The sequence below is a fragment of the Streptomyces sp. NPDC088400 genome, assembly GCF_044753355.1.
Taxonomy (GTDB): domain Bacteria; phylum Actinomycetota; class Actinomycetes; order Streptomycetales; family Streptomycetaceae; genus Streptomyces.
This window is the reverse complement of sequence record NZ_JBIVMZ010000004.1, coordinates 446,814-472,736: the sequence shown is the minus strand read 5'-3', so window position 1 is coordinate 472,736 and position 25,923 is coordinate 446,814. Positions and strand designations below refer to the sequence as shown.

The window sequence follows — 25,923 nt, the reverse complement described above, 5'->3', positions numbered from 1 at the left end:
ACCTGATGTGGTCATCCGGTAACCGCTTTCGGGAGCCCCTGTCACGATGTGGCGGGGGCTTCCCTGCAAAATGGAGTCATGCGCGCTGCCCGGCTGATCAAGATGGTGCTCCTGCTCCAGTCCAGGCCGTCCATGACCGCCGGTGAGCTGGCCCGGGAGCTGGAGGTCTCGGAGCGGACCATCACCCGGGACGCCCAGGCGCTCTCCGAGGCCGGCATCCCGGTGTACGCGGACCGGGGCAGGACGGGCGGCTACCGGCTGGTCGGCGGCTACCGCACCCGGCTGACCGGCCTCGCGCGCGGTGAGGCCGAGGCGCTGTTCCTCTCCGGTGTGCCGGGCGCGCTGCGCGAGATGGGCCTGGACGATGTGTCCTCCGCCGCCCGGCTGAAGGTGTCGGCGGCGCTGCTGCCGTCGCTGCGGGACGCGTCGGACACGGCGGCGCAGCGCTTCCATCTCGACGCGCCGGGCTGGTACCAGGAGCCGGAGACGCCCGAGTTGCTGCCCGTCGTCGCCGAGGCGGTCTGGGGCGACCAACTGCTCTGCGCGCGCTACCGGCGCAAGGACGCCGAGGTGGAGCGGGAGCTGGCTCCGTACGGTCTCGTGCTCAAGGCGGGCGTCTGGTATCTGTGCGCCCGTGCCGAGGAGACGTTCCGGGTCTACCGGATAGACCGGTTCGCCACGGCGGAGCCCTTGAAGAAACGTTTTTCTCGTGACGAGTCCTTCGATCTGCCGGGCTTCTGGGAGGAGCGGGCGGCGGAGTTCACGCGCTCGCTGCTGCGTACGGAAACCGTGGTGCGGCTCTCGCCCGACGGCGCCCGCCAACTGCCGTACGTGGTGGACCGGGCGGCGGCGTACGAGGCGATCGAGGCGGCGGGCCCGGCGGACGCGGAGGGCCGGCTGACGGTCACACTGCCGGTGGAGTCGGAGGAGGTCGCGTACTCCCAGCTGCTCGGGCTGGGCGCGGAGGTGGAGATCCTGGAACCGGCCACGCTGCGAAGCCGGTTCGCTCGGACGGCGGAGGCGATGCGCGCGCTGTACGAGTGAGCCCGGGCCCTTCCCCTCCTCCCCGACCGCGTTTCAATGGCAGGGACTTGGCAGGGGGCAAAGAGCCCTCTTCCGGCAACTCTCCTTCATTGGCAGGCTGTTGTAGAGTGCGGCTGTGCCTGGAGACAGCGCCATGACCGACGGACACCAGCACCCCCGGGATGCGGCCGACGGACACCAGCGCCCGCGGGATGTGGTCGCGGACGCGCTGCGTCACCACATCTCCCTGGGGGAACTCCCCGTCGGCGAGCGGATTCCGACGCAGGCGGAGCTGAGCGAGCGCTACGGCGTCCCGCGCGGTGCCGTCCGCCGGGCCCTGGAGATCCTGGAGCGGGAGGGCCTGATCAAACGGGCCCAGCAGGGCACGCCCCCGACGGTCGCCAGGACCGCACCCGCCCCTCTCCCCCTCCGTTCGTCCGCCGACACCGGTGACGTACCCGCGCCACGACGCCATCCGCCCCGCCCGGCCGGGGTGTTCCTGGGCGAGCGTGTCGCCCAGTGCTTCCGGCAGCGCCGGGTGACCATCGACGCGTACTGCCTGAACGGCGAGACCCTCGCCTCGGCCCTCGCGGGTCCGCTGGTCGCCCTCGGCACCGCCGGCGTACGCAGTCCCGAGCGGATCACCGTACGGATTCTCCTGCCGAACACCGACGGCCCGCTGGCGCTCCCCCAGGTCATCGGGGAACCGGCGAACACCCGGCCGCGCGAGCGGCTCGGGGAGACCACCAGCCATATCTACGGCTCGATACGGCACTCGCTGCGCATGCTCAAGGTCCGCGGCCTGGTCCCCGAGGTCACGGTCGAGGCCCGGCGGGTGTCGATCACACCGACCCAGAAGGTCTACATCCTCAACGGCGAGGAGGTGCTGGCGGGCCACTACCAGGTGCAGTCCCGCCGGGTGGATCTCGACCGGGACGACCCGATCGAGATCTACGACATGCTCGGCGTGGAAGGCATGCTCTTCCGGCACACGGCGGTCGACGACGACCATGTCACGGCCGCCTATGTCGACCAGACACAGAAGTGGTTCGACTCGCTGTGGGACACCGTCGCGGAGCCGTGGGACTCTTTCTGAGACCCCCCGGGCCCGTCGTCAGCGGACAGCGACGGCCGGGGCCCCTCAGCCCGAGGCGACGAGCAGCAGCACCAGCAGCACCGAGGCCGCGCACAGCAGATTGACGGTCAGGTCCCCGTCGTCCCGTGCCACTCGCGCCGCCCGGACGAGCAGGAAGCAGAGCAGCACGCCCAGCGTCCCCTCGGGCCCGACCGCCGCCGCCAACTGCGGCACTTGGGCGAGGAGTTCTACGAGCAGTTCCGTACGAGTCAGTGCCCCCATGGCATCTCTCCGATTCAGTTTCGGCCCTACCGGGCGGGACACCCTGCGGTTGGCACCCCGTTGGCAGATAAATGCTGCGGAGAGAAGGCCAATGGTCGGGTATCGGTTCTCATCCTCATACCCCCTGGTAATGGCAGCCATTGTGGTGCAGCCCGGGCAGCATGACCGGCCGTCCGGTCATGTCACCGGCCAACAGGGCGACTTGACCGGTAGTTGCAGCTCCCTGTCCTACCGGGAACGGGAGTTGTAGCCTCGGCGATGTGATGCCCAGTGATCAGGGAGGGGGCGAGGAACTCCCCCAGTACCGTTCCGTCGCGGACGATCTACGCAGCCAGATCCTGGAGGGTCGGTGGTCTGCGGGGGACGCGCTGCCCAAGCAGCACCAGCTCCAGCGCCGCTACGGAGTCGGGCGCGGCACCATCCAGAGCGCCCAGCAGATGCTGCGCGAGGAGGGGCTCCTGGAGGAAGGGGCCCCCGGCCGGGCCGCCCGGGTTGCCAATCGGACGACCAACCTCCAGCCATTGGCACACCACATCACCCGGGCCTTCGCCGCCAGGCATGTCACCCTCGACGTCTGGTCACTCACCACCGAACAACTCAGCAAGGCGGTCCAGAACCAGGTCGAGGCCATCATGGAGGGCCGCCGGCGCCCGCCGGAGTCGATCACCGTACGGGTCCTGCTGCCCGACCTGGTGACCTCCCATCCGTACCCACGCCACGTCGACGACCCGGCGGACCCCCGGCCGCTGCAAAGGCTGCGGCATGTCATCCGTACGTACGCGGGGGCGCTGGAGCACTCGCTGACCCTGCTGGCCGAGCGCGGTCTGGTCGAACACGTCTCGGTGGCCATCCGGGGGCTGCCGACGATCCCCGGCGAGAAGCGTTATCTGATCAACGGCACGGAGATGCTGACCGGGTACTACTGGCTGGAGCGCGGCCAGATGCAGAACAACCCGGACGGCGCCTCACTCGATGTGCTGGAACTGCGCAGCGGCGACCTGTTCGCGTCCTCGCTGGCCGCCGAGAGCGCCAGCGCGCTGGAGCGGGCACGGTTCGAGCAGGTCAGGCGCTGGTTCGAGTCGCGCTGGGACCAGGTCGCGCTGCCGCTGACGCTCGGAGACCAGGGGTGACCTGGCAGACACTCCACGAAATCACCCGGATTTCAACAGCCCCACCACGTGCAAGGCCCCCCGCCAAGGTCGATGCTGGACCCGTGATGGACGAGACGGAGTTCTGGGAGATCATCGACAGCACCCGCGAGGGCGCCGAAGGCGACCCCGACGACCATGCCGATCTTCTGGTCGAGCGTCTGCTGACGCTCGATCCGGACTCCGTGCTGGACTTCGCGCGGCACTTCGAGGCCCGCTACAACCGCGCGTACAACTGGGACCTGTGGGGCGCGGCCACCGTCCTGCTCAGCGGTGCGAGCGACGACGCCTTCGACTACTTCCGCTGCTGGCTCATCGGCCAGGGCCGGGAGATCTTCGAGGGCGGGGTCCACGACCCGGACAGCCTGGCCGAACTGCTGGACGAGTTCGACGAGGATCTCGACGGGGACGGCGAGGAGCTGGGGTACGCGGCGGACGAGGCGTACGAGCAGCTGACCGGGGTCGTGGCGCCCGACCTGGGCATCGCGGCGCAGCCGGCCGAGCCGGAGGGCACACCGCTGGACTTCGAGAGCGACACGGCGCTGGCGGAGCGGTTCCCCCGGCTCTGGGAGCGCTTCGGGCGCGAGTGAGCGGGCGGGCCGGGCCGACCGGTCTCAACCGGTCAGCGAGCGCCCCATGAAGACGTCGTCGACGAACTCGCCGTCCAGACGGAACTCCCCCGGCAGGATCCCCTCGACGGCATAGCCCTCCGCCTCGTAGAGCCTGCGGGCCGGGACGTTGTGCCCCAGCACCCGCAGCGTCAGCCGCGACGCCCCCTGGTTGCGCGCGTGCAGGGCCCCCGCGCGCAACAAGGCGCGTGCCACCCCCTGTCCGCGAGCCGATTCGTGGACCGCGAGCCCCTGTATCTGCCGTACATGCGCGTTGCTGGCGAGCGGCGTGGGCCGCGCCACCCGGATGTACCCGACGATCCGGTCCTCGGCATCCTCGGCGACCAGATAGTCCTCAGGCCTGTGCAGCGAGTCGAAGAACGGCCCGAAGGGCGGCTGCGGCCTCGGCGTCACGGCGTGCAGCGGCGACCAGGTCTGCCGCTCCAACTCGGCCAGGGCCCCGTCGTCCGACCGGGCGGCGGGGCGGATCTGCGGTTCGGACATGGCGCAACTGTGCCATGCGGGTTTCCAGGGGCAGGATGGGAACCATGAAGATCGCTGTCACCGGCTCCACCGGGCTCATCGGTTCGGCTCTCGTCCAGTCCCTGCGCACGGACGGCCACGAGGTGGTGCGCCTGGTACGGCACCCCTCCCGGTCGGCCGACGAGGTCGAGTGGGACCCCGCACGGCAGTACGTCGACGCACGCGGCCTGCTCGGCTGCGAGGCCGTCGTCCACCTGGCCGGAGCGGGAATCGCGGACCACCGCTGGACCGAGGCGTACAAGCGGGAGATCCGGGAGAGCCGGATCCTCGGCACTGCCGCGATCGCGGAAGCCGTCGCCTCGCTCCACACCCCGCCCCGGGTACTCGTCTGCGGATCCGCCATCGGCTTCTACGGCGACACCGGGGACCGAGCCGTGGACGAGAACGCGCCTCCCGGAGACGGCTTCCTCCCGTCGCTCTGCGTGGACTGGGAGGAATCGGCCTCGGCGGCCGAAGAAGCAGGCGTACGCACGGTGTTCGCCCGTACCGGCCTCGTCGTCTCCCGCAAGGGCGGCGCCTGGGGCCGGCTCTTCCCGCTCTTCCGCGCCGGCCTGGGCGGCCGACTGGGCACGGGCCGCCAGTACTGGAGCTTCATCGCGCTGCACGACGAGGTGGCGGCGCTGCGACACCTGATCGACGCGGAATCCGTAGAAGGCCCTGTGAACCTCACCGCCCCCACCCCGGTCACCAACCGCGAGGTCACAGCCGCGATGGGCCGAGTCCTGCACCGCCCGACCCCCTTCCCGGTCCCGACGGCAGCACTACGCGCGGTACTGGGCGACCTGTCGGAGGACGTCCTGAGCAGCCAACGGGTCCTACCGACACAACTCCTGGAAACGGGCTTCACGTTCGCGTTCCCCACGATCGAAGAGGCGATCCGCTCTGCCTAGTTTTGAGGCTCGGTTCGCCTCCGGGGCCGGGTGGGACGGACTGGGCTGAGGTTCAACAGACTCGGTGCGAAGGCAGACGTTTGGGCACCGACGCGCGCTGCCTTCTTTTTTGGGCTCGGTTCGCCTCCGGGGCGCTGCAAGCCACTGTCGACGGTCGACCGTGCTCGGTTTGCTCGTACCTCACAAACCTGCGCGCGCTCTCCCTTACGACAGCGGCGCGCCCCTTCGGCTCACTCGCCGCCGGACGACACCACCAGAACGCCCAGGCACCCCAACCCCAGACCGGACCCCACACCCCAACCTCAGCCCCCACCGCACCCCACCAGCCCGGGGCGGCGAGAGACGACATCAGCCCCCACCCACCCCCAATCCCCACCAGGGGCGGCCGTACGGAACCGAGAGCCGACTCGCAGACGAGGAACCGGCGGGAGGGGGACGGGGGCGCAGGAGGTGACGTGTCCGGACGTAAAGCGTGATTTGTGCCGCACACCGGCCCGTAAGCCGACCACGAAACCCGCACGCGGCGTAAATCATGCAGTCCGGACATGCGCCTCCGGAGCCCCCGGCCCCCGCACCACCCACACACCGCACCCCCACCCGCACCCGCGCCCCGCCGGACGGCGCCCCGCACCCACGACCACGCCCCCGCCGGACGGCGCACCGCACCGACCACAGCCCCCGCCGGACGGCGCCCCGCGCACAAGCAAGGCGCACACCCGCCCGCCCCCATGCATCGGTGACCCCTCCCACGCGCGTCCGCGACACCCCCCTCCCCTCCCTACTCTCGACCCGAACCCGCGCATTCCAGGGGCCTGATGCGGGCATCAGCCCCCACCCAGCCGCGCCGACCTCGGGGAGGGGCACGTGCTCAGCAGCGCACACCGTACGACCGCACAGGACACCGCACAGGACGCGGACGTCGTCATCATCGGAGCCGGTATCGCAGGTCTGGCGGCGGCTCACCATCTCACCAGCGCAGGTGTAACAGTCAGCGTCCTGGAGGCCGCCCCTTACGTGGGCGGACGCATGGCTACCGACAGGGTGGACGGCTTCCTGCTCGACCGGGGCGGGCAGTTGCTCACCACGTCGTATCCGGAGCTGCTCCGTACGCCGGGCCTGGAGGGTGCCGCTCTGCGGATGTTCTCGCCGGGCGTGCTCGTGCACAGCGACGGCCGGAGTTACCGTTCCGGCGCGGTCGGCAGCGCACGGAACACGCGGAGTTCGCGAAGTGCGCTCAGGACCGGTGCCGTGGGGAGCGCACGGAGCGCACTGACCGCGGCACGCGCCCTGGCGAGCGCCCCCCGTCCCCAGCTCGGCGGTGCGGTCGATCAGGCCCGGCTGGGCGCGGCCCTCGGCCGCCTCGCGTCGACGCCGATACCGCGCCTGATGTCGCGTCCCGAACTCACCGCGCTGGAGGCCCTGTCCGCCCGCGGGCTGCCGTCCCGTACCGTCAGCGGCTTCATACGCCCGCTGCTGTCCGCGCTGCTCTGCGATCCGGATCTCGGCACGTCCAGCCGCTGCGCCGACCTCGCGCTGCGCGCGTTCGCCCGGGGCCGGCTGTGTGTCACCGCGGGCGGCGCTTCCGCGCTGCCCGAGCTGCTGGCGCGGACGCTGCCGACGGGCGTCGTCCGTACGGATGTTCAGGTCACGGACACGTCGATCAACTACGTCACCACGAAGGAGCACGGCGAGATCGCCTGCCGCTCGCTCGTGCTGGCGACCGGGGCGTCGGCGGCGGCCGAGTTGCTGCCGGGGCTGCGGGTCCCGGAGTTCCATGCCGTGACGGTTCTCCACCACACGGCGCCCGTTGCTCCGATGACCGATCCGGCGCTGCTCCTGGACGCGGACCGGAGCGGACCGGTGGCGCACACCGCCGTGATGAGCGCGGTCGACCCGTCGCGCGCCCCGGACGGCCGGACGCTGATCTCGTCGACGGTGCTCGGCACGCCTCCCCCGGCCGCCGAGCTGGACCGTACGGTCCGTGCGCACCTCGCGCGGCTGTACGGGACACCGACCGACGACTGGGAGTTGCTGGCCGTCCACCACAACCCGGAGGCGGTGCCCGCCATGCCGCCGCCGCACGATCTGCGGCGCCCGGTCCGGCTGCTGTCCGGTCTGTACGTGTGCGGCGACCACCGCGACACGAACACCGTCCAGGGCGCGCTGTTCTCCGGCCGCCGCGCCGCCCACGCGGTCCTGCGCGACCTGGGCGTACAGCCCTCGTACGGCACGGCGCCGCTGCCGGCGGTGGCGTAACGCGCGCAGGCACAACACGCGCAGGCGCAACGCGCGCACAAGCTCCGGTCCCGTCCGGCGTCGACCACCCGGGCGGGACCGGTTTCCAACAACCTTCGGCAAACCAGGCCACGACGGCCGCCCGCTCAGCCCAGCGCCGCCACCCGGTCGCGATAGTTCCGTACCGCCGCCGCGTCCCGGTACGGCTCCAGGCGCCGCTCGAAGTCCCGTACGTACTCCACCGCCCGCGCCGACCGCATCTCGGTCGCCTGCTGGGCCGCCTCCGCGCCCAGCAGGCACGCCTGGTCGAGCTCCCCGAGGCCCAGCCGGGCGCAGGCGAGCACCACCCGGCAGAAGAGCCGGCTGCGCGCGTACTGGGGCGCGCGCAGTTGCAGGGAGCGCTCCGCGTGCTGCACGGCCGCGCGGTACTGCTGCAAGTCCCGGTGGCAGTGCCCGAATTCGTCCGCGAGCTGGGCCTCGTCGAAGAAGCGGGCCCAGTGCGGTACGTCGTCGCCGGGCCGTACGGTCTCCAGCGCGCGTTCCGACCGGACGAGCGAGGCGGTGCACGCCCGTACCTCGCCGAGCACGCCGTGTCCGCGCGCCTCGGCGGCGTGCAGCAGCGCCTGGACGACCGGGGGCGCCGAGGCGCCGACGCCCTGCTGGGCGACGCGTGCCAGCTGGACGGCTTCCCGGCCGTGGCCGAGGTAGACGGCCTGGCGGCTCATGGTGGTCAGGACGTACGAGCCGTAGGCCCGGTCCCCGGCCGCCTGGGAGAGGCGCAGGGCCTGGACGAAGTAGCGCTGGGCGAGGCCGTGGGCCGCGATGTCGTACGAGGTCCAGCCCGCCAGCCGGGTCAGATCGGCGGCAGCGGCGAAGAGCCTGCGCCCGGTGGTCTCCCCGTACAGACCGCGCAGCATGGGCTCGGCTTCGTGTTCCAGGTACCGGACGAGGGCCTGGCGTGCGTGGCCGCCGCCGTAGGCCTGGTCCAGGGTGCCGAACAGGTCGCTGACCGAACGCAGGGCGGCGACGTCTCCTTCGGTCACCTTCTGGCCGGCCGCGCGTTCGGTGCGCTGCCGGGGGAGGCTGCCTGGTGGTCTGACGGGGGTGCCGGGACGAAGCGGCCCGGCGGGCCGCACCGGTACCCCGCCCGGCCCCTGCACACCGCCCGGCCGCTGCGGGACGCCGGTCCGCGTCTGGACGGGGACCGGGACGACGGCGGATACGGGGACGGGCAGGCGCGTGCCGTTCGGCGGGACGAGGCCGGGGTGGCCGACCCGCTCGTCGGGGCGTCCGATCAGCCAGTCGCGGCTGGGGACGACGAGGCCCGCCGGGGTGAACGCGATCTTGCGCAGTTCGGTGTGGCTGCCGGAGTCCTTGCGCCACAGTCCGCCGACGATGTCGACGGCCTCCTCGGGGGTGGACGCGAATTCGAGGCCCGCATAGACGGGCGCACAGGCGTCCAGGCCCAGATCCTGCGCGGACAAGCGGCGGCCGAGCCTGCGGGTGAAGACCTCGGCGATCAGTGCGGGGGTGGTGCCGCGGGGCTGCTGTCCGCGCAGCCAACGCGTCACGGATGTCTTGTCGTACCGCAGGTCGAGGCCGTGTTCGAGGCCGAGTTGATCCACTCGGCGGGCGAGGCCCGCGTGGGAAAATCCGGCTTCCGAGATGAGTGCGGCGAGCTGGCGGTTGGGGATGCGCTGCGGAGGTCGTTCCGACATCAGCTGTACGGTCTCCTGCCTTCCGGGCCCGAGAGCAGCCCACATGGAACGGCGCGAATTTAGCGGCCGGGAACGGCGTGACCACCACCTTCGCCCCATATTCATCCGTTCGTGTGAGGATCGACGGCGTTGATGACCACACCGGTCCGGGCCCGCTTCGAGACCCGCTTCGAGACCCGCTTCCGGGCCTTCCCCGGGGCGGGCCCCGGAGCACCTGCCCGGCCGTCGCGCGGGGAGCCGCCGTACAGTGGCGAGGGCGCGACACGCGCACGTTGAGGGTTCTAAGGAGGCTCGGCCGTGAGTGAGCTGCGGTACATCCGTCTGGGGTTCGGCGAAGAATCCGTCGAGTACCAGGAGGCATGGCAGGAGCAGCGCCGCGTCCACGCCGCCCGCTTCGCGGACGAGATTCCCGACACCTGTCTGCTGCTGGAGCATCTGCCGGTCTATACGGCCGGACGGCGTACGGCGGACGCTGAGCGCCCGCTGGACGGCACCCCGGTCGTCGATGTGGACCGGGGCGGGAAGATCACCTGGCACGGTCCCGGCCAGCTCGTGGGCTACCCGATCCTCAAGCTGCCGCGCCCCGTGGATGTCGTCGCGCATGTGCGCCGGCTGGAGGACGCCCTGATCCGTACGGCCGCCGAGTTCGGGCTGGAGACATCCCGGATCGAGGGCCGCAGCGGGGTGTGGGTGCTGGGAGATCCGGTGCACGAGCGGCCCGCGCCGGGCGGGCTCTCGCTGGACTTCGATCCCCGGGTGGCGGACGAGGAGTTCGACGCGCGGCTGAACGGCCCGGAGTACGCCCCGTCCAACGCCGGCCAGCGCCGGGAGGACCGCAAGCTCGCGGCGATCGGTATCCGGGTGGCCAAGGGTGTGACGATGCACGGCTTCTCGTTCAACGTGAATCCGGACAACACCTGGTTCGACCGGATCGTGCCGTGCGGGATCCGGGACGCGGGTGTGACCTCGCTCGCGTACGAACTGGGCCGGGAGATCACGATCGGGGATGTCCTCCCGGTGGTGGAGAGGCATCTGCGGGACGTGCTGGAGCGCGCGGAGCCGAAGCCGCGCGAGGTGGAGCGTACGGCCGGGGCCGGGCGTGAGGTCGAGCACGTGACCGTATAGGCGTAACGGGGCCCTACGGGGCCTTGTGAGCCCCTGGGGCCGCTCAACCGGCCGTCCGGGGGAATGCGCCCCTTTGGCCACGGGTTGGCCTGACGTAATGCCGCGCAAATAACGGGCGTAACCTGGTGTTCGCCGAAGAATCGAATGCCGCGCCAGCAGAGAGAGGTGCCGGACGTGTCCGCTGTCGCACCCGACGGACGCAAGATGCTGCGCCTGGAGGTCCGGAACAGCCAGACCCCCATCGAGCGCAAGCCCGAGTGGATCAAGACCCGGGCGAAAATGGGCCCCGAGTACCAACAGCTGCAGAAACTCGTGAAGAGCGAGGGCCTGCACACGGTCTGCCAGGAGGCCGGCTGTCCCAACATCTTCGAGTGCTGGGAGGACCGCGAGGCGACCTTCCTCATCGGCGGTGACCAGTGCACGCGGCGTTGTGACTTCTGCCAGATCGACACGGGCAAGCCGGCGGACCTGGACCGTGACGAGCCGCGCCGGGTGGGTGAGTCCGTCGTCACGATGGACCTGAACTACGCGACGATCACCGGCGTCGCCCGCGACGACCTGGAGGACGGCGGCGCCTGGCTGTACGCGGAGACCGTGCGCCAGATCCACTCGATGACGGCGGAGCGCGAGGCGGGCGGCACGAAGGTCGAGCTGCTGATCCCCGACTTCAACGCGGTGCCCGAGCAGTTGGCCGAGGTCTTCTCCTCCCGGCCCGAGGTGCTCGCGCACAACGTCGAGACGGTGCCGAGGATCTTCAAGCGGATCCGTCCCGGCTTCCGGTACGAGCGCTCCCTCGAAGTGATCACGCGCGCCCGCGAGGCAGGCCTGATCACGAAGTCCAACCTCATCCTGGGCATGGGCGAGACTCGCGAGGAGGTCAGCGAGGCGCTGCGGCATCTGCACGAGGCCGGCTGCGAGTTGATCACGATCACGCAGTACCTGCGTCCGTCGGTGCGGCACCACCCCGTCGAACGCTGGGTGAAGCCGCACGAGTTCGTGGAACTGAAGGACGAGGCCGACCAGATCGGCTTCTCCGGAGTGATGTCGGGACCGCTGGTGCGCTCTTCGTACCGCGCCGGCCGGTTGTTCCAGCAGGCGATGGAGCGACGCGAGACGGAAGCGACGGTCGGCCAGGCCGTGTGAATCGGCGCACAAGTGACTACTCGCCGGTAGAGGCGTTGGCGACGCGGCCCGTACTCTCTCCCGCAGGTCGGGAGTGGAGCAGGGGCCGCGTTGTCGCTTCCGGGGTCACGTATCAGGGTTTCATCCGCGTTTGACCGGTCGGTCACGCCCTGGTAACACCAGTGAGTGACGCTGGCTCTACGCACCGCGCACATCCGTTCTTCTCGCGTAAGCCCGTTCCCCCTGATCTTCCGCCGCACAAGCCGCTCTCCCGCTCTCCCGCACAGCGCACATCCGTCATCGCCTTCAGCTCTCCACCCGCTCCTGAGGGGATCGCCATCATGCAGGTCGCGCCGGTACGACACATCACCGAAGCCAAGGCGGCAGCCACCACCGCCCGCGCCACCGGCTCCACACGCGCCACCACCACCCGCGCCGCCATCGCCCCGCATGCCCTGCCCGTGCTGCCCGCCCTGCCCTCCGTCGCCGGCGCGCTGCGTGCCGTGGAGTCCCTGCTCCTGAGCAGCGGCCAGCGCACGGCCCGCCGCAACGCCTGGACAGCGGTCCTGGAGGACCGGCGCCGGGCCAAGGACCGGGTCGAGACGCAGCATGTACTGGAGGCGGTGTCGGACCGCTCCTCCCAGGCCACGTAAACTTCTGGACATGGCGAGGAAGGAAAACGCAGACACTGCTGCGAACCCGGGGCGACTGAAGCAGATCGCCCTTACCTACAAGATGACCAGGCGGGCTGACTCCAAGGTCGGTCTTGTCCTCGCGGGTGTGGGAATCGTCACCTTCGGTGTCTTCCTCGCGATCGGCTTCTTGATCAACCACCCCATCTATCTGGGCATCCTGGGCTTCATCCTGGCGTTCCTCGCGATGGCGATCGTCTTCGGCCGCCGGGCCGAGCGGGCCGCCTTCGGGCAGATGGAAGGCCAGCCGGGAGCGGCGGCGGCCGTCCTGGAGAACGTCGGCCGTGGCTGGACCACGACCCCGGCGGTCGCGATGAACCGCAGCCAGGACGTCGTCCACCGGGCCGTCGGCAAGGCGGGCATCGTGCTGGTGGGCGAGGGCAACCCGAACCGGGTGAAGAGCCTGCTGGCGGCCGAGAAGAAGAAGATGGCGCGCATCGTGGTGGATGTGCCGGTGCACGACATCATCGTCGGCGACGGCGAGGGCCAGGTGCCGCTGAAGAAGGTCCGTACGACCATGCTGAAGCTGCCGCGCGTGCTGGCGGGCCCGCAGGTGACGGCGACCAACGACCGACTGCGGGCGATGGGCGACCTGATGAGCAACATGCCGCTGCCGAAGGGGCCGATGCCGAAGGGGATGCGGATGCCGCGCGGCGGAAAGACGCGCTGACCGCACACGTACAGGCAGTACACACATGAGGGCGGCCCGGAACGAGAGTTCCGGACCGCCCTTTCAAGTTGTTCCGGGCGCATAGCCTTCGGGCGCATGACCCCGCGACGGGCCGGGGCGCCCGCCGCGCCCCGCACGCGGGGCGAACTACATCCGTACGTACTTGCGGCGACCTACATCCGTACCTGCTACATCCGTACCTGTACGGCGCGGGCGAGCCGGTCGTGCAGTCCGCGTCGGTCGCGGTCCCAGACGAGCGCGGGGATGGCGAGGCAGAGCAGCACGGTACGTACGAGAACGCGGCCGAAACCGAGCCTGCCGCCGTTCTCGGCGATGACGCGCAGCCCGAACAGGCGCTTGCCGGGGGTGAAGCCGACCGTACCGACGGTCAGAAGGCTCAGTACGAGAAGGACGCCGAGCGCCCAGTTCCCCGTCGTCTGGCCGTCACGCCCGGCGAGCAGCCCGTATGCGATCAGCATGCAGAGGGCCCAGTCGACGAAAAGAGCGCCGACGCGCCGCCCGAGCGGGGCGACCGAGCCCGGCCCCTGTTCCGGCAGACCGAGCCGCTGGCCTCGGTAACCGAAGTCGACGCCCATACTCTCGGCGGCCGCACGCGGCCCGGACAGCCACGATCCGATTGCTTGCCTGTTGTCCACCCGTCCACGGTACTGCGACCGGCTCCGCCCCCTCTGGACGGGGGTGCGCCGCCGCCCTGAACGAGCGTGCGCCGACGGCCTGAACGGGGGTGCGCCACCGCCGTACGCCCCGGCGCGCACCCGGGCCGGTTAACTTAGGCGAAACAAATGGGTCATGCTTGAGAAATCCTGGATACCTATGGTCGGCTCCAGCGTGTGCCACCGCACTGGCCGCACGACCGAGCGATAACCCCCGCCCCTCCCCGGGTCGGGAGGAGGAGGAGCTGGATGTTCCAGAACGCCGACGAGGCCAAGAAGTTCATCGCGGACGAGGACGTCAAGTTCGTCGACGTCCGCTTCTGCGACCTGCCTGGCGTGATGCAGCACTTCACGATCCCGGCGAAGGCGTTCGACCCGAACGAGGAGCTGGCCTTCGACGGCTCCTCGATCCGTGGTTTCCAGGCCATCCACGAGTCGGACATGGCGCTGCGCGCGGATCTGTCGACCGCGCGGGTGGACCCGTTCCGCCGTGACAAGACAGTGAACATCAACTTCTTCATCCACGACCCGATCACGGGCGAGCAGTACAGCCGCGACCCGCGCAACATCGCCAAGAAGGCCGAGGCCTACCTCGCCTCCACCGGCATCGCGGACACCGCGTTCTTCGGCCCCGAGGCCGAGTTCTACGTCTTCGACAGCGTGCGCTTCAACACCACCGCCAACGAGGGCTTCTACCACATCGACTCCGAGGCCGGCGCCTGGAACACCGGTGCGGTCGAGGACAACCGCGGCTACAAGGTCCGCTACAAGGGCGGCTACTTCCCGGCCCCGCCGGTCGACCACTTCGCCGACCTGCGCGCCGAGATCTCCCTGGAGCTGGAGGCGTCCGGCCTCCAGGTCGAGCGCCAGCACCACGAGGTCGGCACCGCCGGCCAGGCCGAGATCAACTACAAGTTCAACACGCTGCTCGCCGCGGCCGACGACCTGATGCTCTTCAAGTACATCGTGAAGAACGTCGCCTGGCGCAACGGCAAGACCGCGACCTTCATGCCCAAGCCGATCTTCGGTGACAACGGCTCCGGCATGCACGTCCACCAGTCCCTGTGGCAGGGCGGCACGCCGCTCTTCTACGACGAGCAGGGCTACGCGGGCCTCTCGGACACCGCCCGCTACTACATCGGCGGCATCCTCAAGCACGCCCCGTCGCTGCTGGCCTTCACCAACCCGACGGTGAACTCGTACCACCGCCTGGTCCCCGGCTTCGAGGCCCCGGTCAACATGGTCTACTCGCAGCGCAACCGCTCCGCGGCGATGCGTATCCCGATCACGGGCTCGAACCCGAAGGCCAAGCGCGTCGAATTCCGCGCCCCGGACCCGTCCTCGAACCCGTACCTGGCCTTCTCGGCCCTCCTCCTCGCGGGCCTGGACGGCATCAAGAACAAGATCGAGCCGGCCGAGCCGATCGACAAGGACCTCTACGAACTGGCCCCCGAGGAGCACGCGGGAGTCGCCCAGGTCCCGACCTCCCTCCCGGCCGTCCTGGACGCCCTGGAAGCGGACCACGAGTACCTGCTCGCGGGCGGCGTCTTCACGCCGGACCTGATCGAGACGTGGATCGACTACAAGCGCACCAAGGAAATCGCCCCGCTCCAGCTGCGCCCGCACCCGCACGAGTTCGAGCTGTACTTCGACATCTAAAGATGTCTCTCGTGTACCGCGTGTGCACCGCTCGACCAGTTCTCTGACTTGGTGTCAGTAACAGTGAGGGCCGCCACCCCGCCCGGGTGGCGGCCCTCACTCGTCGTGTCGTCAGGGGTGTTCTGAGCGGTAGAGGCCGAACTGCGCTATGTGGGCCGGTTGTCGCGAGGTCAGGATTCGTAGGCGCCAGCGGCGGGCTGTTGTCGGGGTCGGCAGGAGCAGGATGCGGCTGGCGCCGATCGTGGTTGTTTCGGTGATTTGGGTCCAGCCCTCGGGCGTTTCCGCTTCTATCGTGGCCCGTTCGACCTGTTGGCCGTGGCGGATGTCTTCCGCCAGGCGGATGCGGTCCACCTGGTGCGGGTGGCCCAGGTCCAGGGTGAGGGTGCCTCGGGAGGGAGCCGGGGCGGTCCAGGAGGTGTCCGGGTTTCCGTCGGTCGCTCGGGTGGGGTGGTGGCCGTCGGAGTGGGCTCGGGAGTCGCGGGCCAGGTCCTTGGGCAGTTCGCGGCGTATCCGGTCGTCGAAGGCGCGCAGCGCCGCCACGTCGGGGGCGGGGAGTCTGCCCTGCTGGTCGGGTGGGATGTTCAGCAGCAGGACGGCGTTACGGCCGACCGATTTCAGGTAGAGATCGGTGAGTTGCTCGGGGGTCTTGGGCCGTTCCTCCTCGTGGAAGAACCAGCCGGGGCGGATGGAGACATCGCACTCGGCCGGCCACCACTGGAGGTAGTCGGTGCTGGGCTGGGCCCTGACCAGGGCCTCGCGGCTGCCTTGGTCAGGGGTGTCGTAGGAGAGCGCGAAGTCGGTGCGTCCGTTGTCCGTCTCCTTGACGGGGACGGTGCTCCATTCGTTCTCGCGGGCCGAACCGCCCTCGTTGCCGACCCAGCGCACATCGGGACCGGAGACGGCGATGGTGGCCTCCGGGGCCAGGGCGCGGATCAGCGCGTACCAGCTGTCCCAGTCGTAGACCTCGACCTGGTCGGGCGGGATCCGGCCCTGGGCGCCGTCGAACCAGACCTCGTCCACCGGGCCGTACTCGGTGAGTATCTCGTAGAGCTGGTTGAGCATGTGGGCGCCGTAGTCGGTGGCGGGGAGGCGGAAGTGGGGGGTGTGGGCGGGCCACCCGTGCTTCTGCGCTGGGTCGTTGGGCCTCTGTGCCCGGTCGTCCGGCTTGTTTGTCCGGGGGTCGGCCGGGGCCGGTGTGGGGATCGTACGAGTCGTGCGGGCGCTGCCGTTGGCGTAGACGCCGTGCAGGTACTGGTTCTCGTCGGCCGGGGAAATGTAGACACCGACCTTGATCCCGTGGCGGCGCATGGAGCGGGTGAAGGAGCGCAGCACATCGCCTCGGCCTCCCTCCCACGTGCTGGAGGCGACACTGTGGCCGGTGTAGCGGGTCGGGTAGAGGACGAAGCCGTCGTGGTGTTTGACGGTGAGGATGGCGAGGGTGAATCCGCCGTCGCGCAAGGCGCGCGCCCACTGGTCGGTGTCGAGCCCGGTCGGCTGGAAGACGTCGGGGTCCTCGTCGCCCGTCCCCCATTCGAGGCCGGTGAAGGTGTTGACCCCGAAGTGCAGGAAGGCCGTTCGTTCCAGGCGTTGCCAGGCGATCTGGCGTTCTGTCGGGCGCAGTCGCGCCGCCTTGGCCACCAGTTGGTCCGGGGTGTCGTCGGGGCCGACCGGGATGCGGGACGTTGTTTCCGGCTCGGTTCCGGCGGGGGTGAGCGTGGTTACAGGGGTGGGTACCGGCGCGTTTCCGGGGGTGACGGCGGACGCGTGTCCGGGCGTGTAGGCGGACAGGGCCGGGACTGCCAGTCCCGTGACGAACAGACGCCTGTTGATGGCCATGTGCCTTTGTCCTCCCGGGACTTCAGTGGGTGGTACCGGCCGGTTGGGACGTGAGCGTCCAGACCGCCGGAGGTCGTTGGTCCGGCGGGTACTGCACCAGTCGGCCGTCCTCGACGACATGCACGGTCATCCGCGTGATCGCGTTGGTGAGGTGGTATCCGCCGCGTACGCGGGTCAACTGCCAGCGCTGCAAGGTGTTGGCGGCGGAGCAGGTCTCCTCGGTGACCGGAGTGCCCGGCTCCAGGGGGGTGTTGAGGGTGAGCCGGCCGCCACGGATCTCCGCGCAGCGGCCGGTGGAGGTGTTCCTGAGCGTGGCGTAGCCGTCGGAGGTGCGGGTGATACGCCAGTCCCTGGCGGGCAGTTGTCCCTCGGCGTCGCGAAGGGTGTACGTACCGTCCGGAACCGGTACGCGCGTGAGGTCGTGCCGTCCCGGGGCGTGGCCGGCAAGCTCGGCTCGGGCGGCGAAGGCCGCGTAGGTCGGATCGGGATGCGGTACGCCCCAGGTGGTCTGGGCGATGAAGCGCAGCGGCAGGAACATCGCCGCGTCGACCTCGTTCTCGGTCTCGCCCCGGCCGTTGTCGGGCCAGAGGCTGATCTTCGCGCCCGTAATGCCGGTGGCTCCGGTCGTGCTGGTGGCGCTGGTACTGGCCGGGACCTTCTCGCCCTCGAAGCTTCGCGGGTCCCACCGCTGCTCGTACAGCGACTCGGTGTTCATATGAAAGCCGCCACGCACCAGGTAGAGGGAGTACGAGGCGTTCATCAGCGGATGGCCCTGGGCGAGGATGTCGGTGGGCTTGGTCGTGACGCCGAGCCAGTGCTCGACGGTCGTGCCCGCTCTGACGGGGATGGTGTTGTCACCGGTGAGGCCGTCGTTCCAGATGCGGAGCCGCTTGCCCTTGCTCGTCGCGTAGTCGTGGACGCGGTTGACGAAGTCGATGAAGGCGTCCTGTGGCGTGGCGTCGGGACCGTACGTCCGGCGGGCGTACTCCAGGATGTGCGGGTACTTCGCGAAGTCGGAGCCGAGCATGTACTCGTCAGCGCCCATGTGCCAGTCGGACGCGGTGAAGACCTCGGCGTACTCGTCCATGAGGCTGGTGTAGTAGGAGAAGGCCGAGGGGCTGGTGATGTCGAGGCGCGAGGGCTGGGGCTTACCGTCGGAGTCGGTGAGCTGGAGGTCCGGGCGGTGTTCGAGCCAGGGGTCCATATGTCCCGGGGAGTTGATCTCCGGGATGATGGTGACGTGGTACCGGGCGCCGAGGGCGACGAGCCGCCTGATCTCGTCCTTTGTGTAGTAGCCCCAGGAGTTGGCCTCGGGGTGCCGGTCGCTCTTCACCTTCAGCTCCAGCAGCAGCTGGTTGAGCTTGAGGTACGACATGTCGCGCACGAGGTTCTCCAGCCACTGCGGAGTGACGTGGATGTAGCAGGCGCAGACGCCCACGCCTCGCTCGCGGTAGGCCGGGATGTCGACGGTGCGGCCGGAGGGGATGCGGTCACGGTCACCGGTGTCACCGGCGGTGTCGAGGAGCTGGAGCAGGGTGCGGGTGCCGTAGAAGGCGCCGGTGCCGGTGCCGCCGGTGATACGGACGCGGTCGCCGACGCGGAGTTCGTAGCCTTCGCGGCCCAGCTCCTTCGACCGTCGGGGGGCGGTGGCGATGACGATGTCGCCCGGGTGGGCCGTGCCGTGTGCTGTCGGTACGGTGCCCCGGCCCGCTGCCCGCAGATCCTGGGCGAGGGTGCTGGCGGCCCGGCGCGCGCCGGGGTCGTGGGGATCGACGACCAGGCGCGTACGGCGGGTGAAGGTGAAACTCCCCTTCTCCGCAGTCCAGTTGGTGAGGGCGGGGAGTGTGCTGGGCGCTCCCCCGTCGGGCCCCGGGGCTGTCGGGGCAGCCGGGGCGGTGGGGGCCAGGCCCGTGACCAGCAGCAGGGCGGCCACCAATACCCCGGTGAGCCGGCTCGTACGAGTGTCTCGCAACGCGGCGAACCGTCTTCGCCGCACCATTCCTCGGATCTCTGACGATTGAGATGTAGATGGTGCGCGTCGAAGCATCGTCCGGACACCTCCAGAGGATCAAGTCATCCGATGTGTATCCTCCTCTCCCGCTTGCCGTTCGAGCCGGGCCATCGTGAAAAGTCCATACATCCGTACGGAAAATCCAGGCGGCGTCATGGCGGCGCCCCGCCCCGGCCCTCCCCTGAACGGGAGCCGGAGCGGGGCGCGGTGTTGCAGGTGTGTCGGGTGTGTCGGGTGCAGCAGATGTGGCAGGGCACTCGGTCAGCGGCTGTAGCGGATCAAGGCGCGCACCATACGGCAGGTGGTGTCGGACGGCGGGTGGATCCCGATCCGCGACGCCTCGCTCCGTATCCGGCGATTGCTCGCGCTCGCCGCCTCGTACACCCCCCTGTCGAGCAGGGCGATGGCGAGGCGCATGGCCTTGAGCCGGCGGTTGTGGGTCTCGTACCACTCACGCGGCCGCCCTGCGGGCAGCGGCTTGCGAACGGTGGTTGGCAGTGTCTCGAAGGGTTTCGTCCTGATTGTGGCAACGGCCATCGGCGACCTCCCGGCACAGTGGTTGGACCCTCACGAACTACCTCTATTTTACTGCCCACCACTGACAATCGCCCCTGGCCAGAGGCACTTTGAGGAGGCGATTGCGGGAGTCTGCGAGGCCGTTCCGGCGCGGGTCCGGCGATTACGATGACGGCATGGAAATCTGGATCAATCCCGCGTGTTCCAAGTGCCGTGGCGCGCTGACACTGCTCGACGAGGAGGGCGCCTCGTACACCGTCCGGCGCTACCTGGAGGACGTACCGTCCGAGGACGAGATCCGGGAGGTGCTCGGCCGGCTCGGCCTGGAGCCGTGGGACATCACGCGGACCGGGGAAGCCGTCGCCTTGGAGTTGGGCGTCAACGAGTGGGCGCGGGACGCCGGTTCGCGGGAGCGCTGGATCGCGGCGCTCGCGAAGCATCCGAAGCTAATCCAGCGGCCGATCATCACGGCGGACGACGGTACGGCCGTGGTGGCGCGCACGGACGACGCGGTACGGGACGCCCTCGGCCGGTCGTCATAGGGCGGTCCCCGGCCTCTCCGGGCGGTCCCCTCACTGGGCGGTCCTCGTAGGGCGGTCCCCTCGCTGGGCGGTCCTCGTAGGCAGGTCTCGGCCGATGCCTGCCGGTTCGGTCCGCTGCCACCTGGACGAACTCGCCTTCAGCCGACTGGAGTTACCAATGTGGCGGGTGAGTGAGTGGAATGGCCGAATCGCTCGTATGTAACGGCACACGGATACCCAGCCGGCCCCGTTCCTTCGCGGCCGGGGACAGGAGCCCCCACACGTGTCCCGTAAGAAGACCCTGAGCCGTAAGAAGACGATTTCCCTGCTCGTCGGCGCGGCAGCGCTGGTGGGCGGTACGGCGGTGGCGATGACCGGTACGAGTCAGGCGTCAGTGGCCTGCGACGGGCTGGCCACCGCCCTGAGCAACAACGAGAGCTTCATCGCCGCGCAGCGCGCCGCCCCGGACGCGCAGTCCGAGGCCCGGATCGCGAACCGTGTCGCCGTCATCGAGGAGATCAAGCGGAAGCAGGCGGCGTCCGGCTGCGAGGTGGGCGAGGGCAGCAGCGGTGCCGGTGCCGGTGCCGCCGATGAGGCGGGTTCCGGGGCAGCGGCGGGAGGAGCAGCTGAAGCGGGCGGCGAGGCGGACGCGGGCAGTGGGGCGGACGCGGGCGGCGCCGCTGGTGCCGGAGACGCTGGTGCCGGAGACGCCGGTGCCGGAGACGCCGGTGCCGGAGACGCCGGGGATGCCGCAGGTGCCGGGAACGCCGGTGACGCCGCAGGCCAGGTCGTGTGCGCCGGATCCACCGTCACTCTCTCCGGCGAGGCCGGCGCCCCGGCCGCCTCCAGCAATCAGTTCCCCATCGGTACCACGCTCCGCGTGACCAACCTCGACAACGACAAGTCCACGACGGTGAAGATCACTTCGACGTCCGGCAGCTGCGCCCTGCTGAACAACGAGGCGTTCGAGCAGGTCCGCGAGCCGGGCAAGTTCCTGATCCGTAACGCCAGGATCGAACAGGTCCAGAGCGCCAACCAGTAGGGATCTTCCAGGTGGTGTCCGGCGGAACTTCGCCGGACACCACTCCTGTCCGCGCGCGCCTTCGCTCAGGTCTGTGCTTCCGCCTCCGCCAGGATCTCCGTCAGCCGCAGCCCGAACCGTACGTCGCAGTCGTGCGGCTGTCCCGTACGGGCCGCCTCCAGCAGCGCGTCCAGCGCCGCCCCGAACGACGCGACCGGGTGGCCCCAATTCTCCGGCAGCACCGCCGTGCCGTGCTCGCCCCGGAGCTCCAGCCCCGTGCCCGCGCCCTCCTTCGGCGCGCTCAGGCTCAGCGCCACGGAGCTGGCCGCCCCGGACACATGCCGTAGCACCAGGTGGGTGAGGTCCGGCTCGGTGCGTACGGCGGTCACGTCCGTCACATCGCCGAGCACCGGGATCAGCGCGGACAGCGCGTGCGGGCCGACATCCCACAGGCCGCCCTTCTCGCGACGCCACGGCGAGTCGGCGTACGGGCTGCCCGCGCCGCGACCGTACAGGGCACCGAGCCAGTACGCGTGAGCGCTGAACCAGCCGCCCCTCGCGGCCTGTTCGCCCACCCAGCTCGCCGTACCCGCCGCGAACCGCAGCGTGCAGAAGACCACGGACGCGACCCCGGCGCTCGCCGCCGCGTCCGCCACCTCGCGGGCCCCCGCCACGGTCGTCGCGACCGGCTTGTCCATCAGCAGATGGCATCCGGCGGCCGCGGCCCGTGCCGCCAGCGGCGCCTGGACGTCCGGCGGCAGGGCGAAGGCGACGGCGTCACACTCGGCGAACAGCGCGTCCAGGCCGGCCTCGCCGGAGTGGGCGGTGATGTCGTGGGCGGCGGCGAGCGCGGCGGCGGCCTCCGGGCGCCGCCCCCAGACGCCGCGGAATTCGAGTCCCGGGTGGGCGGCAAGCGCGGGGGCGTGCGTACGCTCCGCCCAGGGGCCGGTGCCGAGGAGTCCGATACGTGGCTTGCTCATGCTCATGACGGTCAGTGTGCCGGGTGGGAGGCGGTACGGGGAGGTGGCCGGAGGCGTCGGCGGTACGGGGAGCCCTCTGAGCCGGCCAGGTTTCCCGAGTCGGCCGGGTTTCCCGAGCCACCCGAGTTACGCGTGGTTCACGGACGAGCAACAGCCGGGAAATCACATATTGCCAAGCTGCGGGGCATACCTGCTGCACCCGCAAAGGATGAGGCCCCGTGACCTTCAAGGCTGAGTACATCTGGATCGACGGCACCGAGCCGACAGCCAAGCTGCGCTCGAAGACGAAGATCCTCAACGACGGGGCCGAGCTGCCCATCTGGGGTTTCGACGGGTCGAGCACCAATCAGGCCGAGGGCCACGCGTCCGACCGAGTGCTGAAGCCGGTCTTCTCCTGTCCCGACCCGATCCGCGGCGGGGGCGATGTCCTCGTCATGTGCGAGGTCCTGAACATCGACTTGACGCCGCACGTGTCCAACACGCGTGCGCAACTGACCGAGGTCGCGGAGCGGTTCGCGGGCCAGGAGCCGATCTTCGGTATCGAGCAGGAGTACACGTTCTTCAAGGGCGCCCGCCCGCTGGGCTTCCCCGAGGGGGGCTTCCCGGCCGCGCAGGGCGGCTACTACTGCGGCGTCGGCTCCGACGAGATCTTCGGCCGTGACATCGTCGAGGCGCACCTGGACAACTGCCTCAAGGCAGGGCTGGGCATCTCCGGCATCAACGCCGAGGTCATGCCGGGGCAGTGGGAGTTCCAGGTCGGTCCGCTGGCGCCGCTGGAGGTCTCGGACCAGCTGTGGATCGCCCGCTGGCTGCTCTACCGCACCGCCGAGGACTTCGAGGTCTCCGCGACGCTCGACCCGAAGCCGGTGAAGGGCGACTGGAACGGCGCGGGCGCGCACACCAACTTCTCCACGAAGGCGATGCGCGAGGGGTACGAGGCGATCATCACCGCGTGCGAGTCGCTGGGCGAGGGCTCCAAGCCGCTCGACCACGTCAAGAACTACGGCGCGGGCATCGACGACCGGCTGACCGGTCTGCACGAGACCGCCCCGTGGAACGAGTACAGCTACGGCGTCTCCAACCGCGGCGCCTCGGTCCGTATCCCGTGGCAGGTCGAGCAGGACGCCAAGGGCTACATCGAGGACCGCAGGCCGAACGCCAACGTCGACCCGTACGTGGTCACACGGCTGATGGTCGACACCTGCTGCACCGCGCTGGAGAAGGCCGGACAGGTCTGACGCCGGCCCGCATCGCCGCATTGCCGCATCACCACTGTCAGTGAGGGGGCCGGTCGCCGTATGGCGACCGGCCCCCTCACTGACAGTGGTGTCTGTCAGGGTGATCTCATGCTGCCTGTCAAGGTGTTGACGGAGAGCGGGCGGGAGCACGTGCGTGTCTCCTCGGAGCTGCTCGCGGAACTGACCGCGCGGATCGGGGGCCACGGCGACCGTTTCCTGGTGGTCACGTGGATACCGGACCTGCCCGACGTCTTCATCCAGGTCTGGCACGAACAGGGCGGCGGCTACACCCTGGAGCACCGGGACGGATCGCCGGAGCGCCACTTCGGTACGGAGGTGGCGGAGGCGGACCCGGACGCGGTCGCACGGGCCCTGGTGGGCTGGGCGCGCCGGGAGGACGGCTGGGACGCCGGGCTCTCCTGGACGCCGGCCGATCTGGGCGGGCCGGAGCCCGTGCCCGAGCTCGACCCGGAGGTCGAGCAGCGGATCGAGGAGTACGTACGCGGGCTGCTCCGGCAGGGATACGACGGACGGGCCCGGCTCGCCGAGGCCGCCGAGGACTGGCTGGTCGACGGGGACACCCGGCCCGTCTCGCGTCCGCAGGCGTGGCGCGTCGTGAACCGGTTGTGGCGGGAGCGGCTCGATGAGCAGGCGCGGTGGGACGGCGTGACGGATCCCGAGCGGATCACCGCGGTCTTCGCCGCCCTGGACGCCCGGGGAATCACCGCCCGGGAGAATTTCGCCTGCTGCCGGGGCTGCGGGCTCTCGGAGATAGGCGCCGAGCGTTCGGGCCCGGACAAGGAGGCCGAGCGCGGCTTCGTCTTCTTCCACACGCAGTGCACGGAGAGTGTGGCGGCGGGACACGGGCTGACGCTCTACTACGGCGGGTTCGACGACTCGGAAACGACCACGGCGGCCATCGGCCGGGAGGTCACAGCAGCCTTGGCCGAGGCGGGGCTGACCGTGGAGTGGGACGGTTCGCCGGGCACGTCGATCCTGGTGGAGGGGCTCGACTGGCGGAAGCGGCTGACCGGTTGAGCGCACGGCCGGGCGCCAACCGAGCATCGCATCGGCCTGACTTCCGCCAGGCTACCGCCGGGCCTGCGTCGGACTTCCGCCATGGCCCCGGCAGGCTCCGTCCTGGCTCCATCGGACGTCCCTCCGGCCTGCGCCGAGCACCAAGGGGCAGCGGCCGGACGCGGAGAGTCCGTATCGACAGATGAAAGGGGCCTGCTGCGCTCCCCGGGTATCTGCTTCAATGGGGGCATGGCCAGCTTCCAGTACACCGCGACAGGTCGTTTCGACCTTGAGCCGTTCTGGCCGTCCCGGCAGCACCACGACTTCGACCGGGTGTGTTGCCACGCGAGGAACGCGTCGGCCCTCTAAAGCCTCCTGTCAGGCCAGGCCTTCGGCCGCCGCGAGACGTACGTCCCGTCTTTCTCTGTCGACTCGACGACTCCTTCGCGCGAAAGAGCTGACCCCTCATGGCGAACTCCCGTTCCTTCTCCGCCGCGACCACCACAGCGACCGCCACCGCACACGGCCAGCGTCCGGCCGAACCGTCCGGCCGCCGCCACCGGCTCCGGGCCGTCGACCGGGACGAGACCGTCCCGGCTTCCCCGTCCTCCTTCGCACCGCCCTCTTCCCCGGCTTCCTACCCGGCCGGTCACGTCGTGGACTTCCTGCCGCCGGGGGCGACCTGGCTGCCCGCGCCCCAGCACACGCTGCCTTCGCTGCCGGGACAGCCGCCGATGGTCGGCTATCTCGTGCTCGTACCGGCCGACCAGCACGCCGCCGCGCTGGCCGCCTCGGCGCCGTACCTCTCCGCCGACATCAACGCCGGGCTCCACCACGGCGGCAGTACGGACGCGGGCTCGCCCCGGACCGGAACCGGCCCCGGCCCCGGCCCCGGAACAGGATTCGGAATCGGAACCAGTTCTCGGCCCGGCGCGGCGGCCGGAGGCGGACGCGGGCCGGTGTGGATCGACGACGCTCAGCGGACCGCCGTCGTGGACGGGCAGCAGCTGGACCTCACGTATCTCGAATTCGAGCTGCTCTCCCACCTCGTGGCTCATCCCCACCGGGTGCACACCCGCGACCAGTTGGTGACGACCGTCTGGGGCTACGGACATGTGGGCGACGGGCGGACCGTCGATGTCCATGTGGCGCGGCTGCGCCGCAAGCTGGGGGCCGAGCACCGCCACACCATCCGGACCGTACGGCGGGTCGGTTACAAGTACGCGCCCTGACCTGCCCGAGCGGGTGCGGAACACAACGGCTCTGTACGGAACACGACACAGCGCCGTACGGAGCCCTGCCGAACGACGGATCGGCAG

At 70.2% G+C, this 25,923-nt stretch carries 24 protein-coding genes; 16 read left to right on the top strand and 8 right to left on the bottom strand.

Going from position 1 to position 25,923, the window contains the following annotated elements:
- The first annotated feature begins 78 nt into the window (after positions 1-78).
- Together ACIQD6_RS13410 and ACIQD6_RS13405 are read left to right on the top strand one after the other, a co-directional pair.
- On the top strand, positions 79-1,044 hold the full coding sequence (locus ACIQD6_RS13410; RefSeq protein ID WP_401881504.1) for a helix-turn-helix transcriptional regulator: 966 nt from the start codon (positions 79-81) through the stop codon (positions 1,042-1,044).
- A 115-nt stretch (positions 1,045-1,159) separates the two neighbouring features.
- Positions 1,160-2,119 (top strand): winged helix-turn-helix domain-containing protein, encoded by a 960-nt coding sequence (locus ACIQD6_RS13405; RefSeq protein ID WP_401881503.1) that lies wholly within the window; start codon positions 1,160-1,162, stop codon positions 2,117-2,119.
- A gap of 45 nt (positions 2,120-2,164) precedes the next feature.
- On the opposite strand, the gene ACIQD6_RS13400 is transcribed toward ACIQD6_RS13405, so the two are convergent.
- The gene (locus ACIQD6_RS13400; protein ID WP_401881502.1) at positions 2,165-2,380 is read right to left on the bottom strand and encodes a hypothetical protein; all 216 of its coding nucleotides are present in this window, start codon (positions 2,378-2,380) and stop codon (positions 2,165-2,167) included.
- 263 nt (positions 2,381-2,643) lie between these two features.
- Between ACIQD6_RS13400 and ACIQD6_RS13395 the strand changes: the two genes are divergently transcribed.
- Together ACIQD6_RS13395 and ACIQD6_RS13390 are read left to right on the top strand one after the other, a co-directional pair.
- A complete protein-coding gene (locus tag ACIQD6_RS13395) occupies positions 2,644-3,510 on the top strand; it encodes a winged helix-turn-helix domain-containing protein (RefSeq protein WP_401881737.1) in 867 nt (288 codons plus the stop codon).
- A gap of 86 nt (positions 3,511-3,596) precedes the next feature.
- On the top strand, positions 3,597-4,118 hold the full coding sequence (locus ACIQD6_RS13390) for a DUF4240 domain-containing protein (RefSeq protein ID WP_401881736.1): 522 nt from the start codon (positions 3,597-3,599) through the stop codon (positions 4,116-4,118).
- Positions 4,119-4,142: 24 nt separating this feature from the next.
- Here ACIQD6_RS13390 and ACIQD6_RS13385 read toward each other — a convergent pair whose 3' ends face one another.
- The gene (locus ACIQD6_RS13385; RefSeq protein WP_401881500.1) at positions 4,143-4,640 is read right to left on the bottom strand and encodes a GNAT family N-acetyltransferase; all 498 of its coding nucleotides are present in this window, start codon (positions 4,638-4,640) and stop codon (positions 4,143-4,145) included.
- A 35-nt stretch (positions 4,641-4,675) separates the two neighbouring features.
- Between ACIQD6_RS13385 and ACIQD6_RS13380 the strand changes: the two genes are divergently transcribed.
- Together ACIQD6_RS13380 and ACIQD6_RS13375 are read left to right on the top strand one after the other, a co-directional pair.
- Positions 4,676-5,569, top strand: coding sequence for a TIGR01777 family oxidoreductase (locus ACIQD6_RS13380; RefSeq protein ID WP_401881498.1), 894 nt, complete (start codon positions 4,676-4,678; stop codon positions 5,567-5,569).
- 864 nt (positions 5,570-6,433) lie between these two features.
- Positions 6,434-7,825, top strand: a complete 1,392-nt coding sequence (locus tag ACIQD6_RS13375; RefSeq protein WP_401881496.1) for an NAD(P)/FAD-dependent oxidoreductase — start codon at positions 6,434-6,436, stop codon at positions 7,823-7,825.
- 125 nt (positions 7,826-7,950) lie between these two features.
- Here ACIQD6_RS13375 and ACIQD6_RS13370 read toward each other — a convergent pair whose 3' ends face one another.
- A complete protein-coding gene (locus ACIQD6_RS13370; protein ID WP_401881494.1) occupies positions 7,951-9,522 on the bottom strand; it encodes a regulator in 1,572 nt (523 codons plus the stop codon).
- Positions 9,523-9,819: 297 nt separating this feature from the next.
- Here ACIQD6_RS13370 and lipB point away from each other — a divergent pair, with 297 nt between their 5' ends.
- The 4 genes from lipB to ACIQD6_RS13350 all read left to right on the top strand — a co-directional run bounded on the left by lipB (position 9,820) and on the right by ACIQD6_RS13350 (position 13,131).
- Positions 9,820-10,647 carry a lipoyl(octanoyl) transferase LipB gene (lipB, locus tag ACIQD6_RS13365; RefSeq protein ID WP_401881492.1) on the top strand — a complete coding sequence of 276 codons (828 nt, stop codon included), beginning with the start codon at positions 9,820-9,822 and terminating at the stop codon, positions 10,645-10,647.
- 174 nt (positions 10,648-10,821) lie between these two features.
- Positions 10,822-11,790 (top strand): lipoyl synthase, encoded by a 969-nt coding sequence (lipA, locus tag ACIQD6_RS13360; protein WP_401881490.1) that lies wholly within the window; start codon positions 10,822-10,824, stop codon positions 11,788-11,790.
- A gap of 419 nt (positions 11,791-12,209) precedes the next feature.
- A complete protein-coding gene (locus ACIQD6_RS13355) occupies positions 12,210-12,422 on the top strand; it encodes a hypothetical protein (protein ID WP_401881735.1) in 213 nt (70 codons plus the stop codon).
- A 10-nt stretch (positions 12,423-12,432) separates the two neighbouring features.
- Positions 12,433-13,131: a DUF4191 domain-containing protein gene (locus ACIQD6_RS13350; RefSeq protein ID WP_401881488.1), complete on the top strand. Its 699-nt coding sequence runs from the start codon at positions 12,433-12,435 to the stop codon at positions 13,129-13,131.
- A gap of 188 nt (positions 13,132-13,319) precedes the next feature.
- On the opposite strand, the gene ACIQD6_RS13345 is transcribed toward ACIQD6_RS13350, so the two are convergent.
- On the bottom strand, positions 13,320-13,787 hold the full coding sequence (locus tag ACIQD6_RS13345; RefSeq protein WP_401881486.1) for an RDD family protein: 468 nt from the start codon (positions 13,785-13,787) through the stop codon (positions 13,320-13,322).
- A gap of 267 nt (positions 13,788-14,054) precedes the next feature.
- Between ACIQD6_RS13345 and glnA the strand changes: the two genes are divergently transcribed.
- The gene (gene glnA / locus ACIQD6_RS13340) at positions 14,055-15,464 is read left to right on the top strand and encodes a type I glutamate--ammonia ligase (protein ID WP_401881484.1); all 1,410 of its coding nucleotides are present in this window, start codon (positions 14,055-14,057) and stop codon (positions 15,462-15,464) included.
- Positions 15,465-15,575: 111 nt separating this feature from the next.
- Here the strand turns inward: glnA and ACIQD6_RS13335 are convergent, their stop codons facing one another.
- The 3 genes from ACIQD6_RS13335 to ACIQD6_RS13325 all read right to left on the bottom strand — a co-directional run bounded on the left by ACIQD6_RS13335 (position 15,576) and on the right by ACIQD6_RS13325 (position 19,848).
- The gene (locus ACIQD6_RS13335; protein ID WP_401881482.1) at positions 15,576-17,300 is read right to left on the bottom strand and encodes an alpha-L-fucosidase; all 1,725 of its coding nucleotides are present in this window, start codon (positions 17,298-17,300) and stop codon (positions 15,576-15,578) included.
- A 22-nt stretch (positions 17,301-17,322) separates the two neighbouring features.
- Positions 17,323-19,299 carry a family 20 glycosylhydrolase gene (locus ACIQD6_RS13330; protein WP_401881480.1) on the bottom strand — a complete coding sequence of 659 codons (1,977 nt, stop codon included), beginning with the start codon at positions 19,297-19,299 and terminating at the stop codon, positions 17,323-17,325.
- A 273-nt stretch (positions 19,300-19,572) separates the two neighbouring features.
- Positions 19,573-19,848, bottom strand: a complete 276-nt coding sequence (locus ACIQD6_RS13325) for a hypothetical protein (protein ID WP_401881478.1) — start codon at positions 19,846-19,848, stop codon at positions 19,573-19,575.
- A gap of 155 nt (positions 19,849-20,003) precedes the next feature.
- On the opposite strand from ACIQD6_RS13325, the gene ACIQD6_RS13320 reads away from it, so the two are divergent.
- Both ACIQD6_RS13320 and ACIQD6_RS13315 read left to right on the top strand, forming a co-directional pair.
- A complete protein-coding gene (locus tag ACIQD6_RS13320) occupies positions 20,004-20,369 on the top strand; it encodes an arsenate reductase family protein (RefSeq protein ID WP_401881476.1) in 366 nt (121 codons plus the stop codon).
- Between the two features lie 262 nt (positions 20,370-20,631).
- Positions 20,632-21,390 (top strand): hypothetical protein, encoded by a 759-nt coding sequence (locus tag ACIQD6_RS13315; RefSeq protein ID WP_401881474.1) that lies wholly within the window; start codon positions 20,632-20,634, stop codon positions 21,388-21,390.
- Between the two features lie 65 nt (positions 21,391-21,455).
- Here ACIQD6_RS13315 and ACIQD6_RS13310 read toward each other — a convergent pair whose 3' ends face one another.
- Positions 21,456-22,349 (bottom strand): Gfo/Idh/MocA family protein, encoded by an 894-nt coding sequence (locus ACIQD6_RS13310; protein ID WP_401881472.1) that lies wholly within the window; start codon positions 22,347-22,349, stop codon positions 21,456-21,458.
- Positions 22,350-22,567: 218 nt separating this feature from the next.
- Here ACIQD6_RS13310 and glnII point away from each other — a divergent pair, with 218 nt between their 5' ends.
- From glnII to ACIQD6_RS13295, 3 genes are all read left to right on the top strand, one after another.
- Positions 22,568-23,587, top strand: a complete 1,020-nt coding sequence (glnII, locus tag ACIQD6_RS13305; protein ID WP_401881470.1) for a glutamine synthetase — start codon at positions 22,568-22,570, stop codon at positions 23,585-23,587.
- Positions 23,588-23,695: 108 nt separating this feature from the next.
- Positions 23,696-24,625 (top strand): DUF6891 domain-containing protein, encoded by a 930-nt coding sequence (locus ACIQD6_RS13300; protein WP_401881468.1) that lies wholly within the window; start codon positions 23,696-23,698, stop codon positions 24,623-24,625.
- Between the two features lie 446 nt (positions 24,626-25,071).
- Positions 25,072-25,836, top strand: a complete 765-nt coding sequence (locus ACIQD6_RS13295) for a winged helix-turn-helix domain-containing protein (protein ID WP_401881466.1) — start codon at positions 25,072-25,074, stop codon at positions 25,834-25,836.
- The last annotated feature ends 87 nt before the right edge of the window (positions 25,837-25,923 follow it).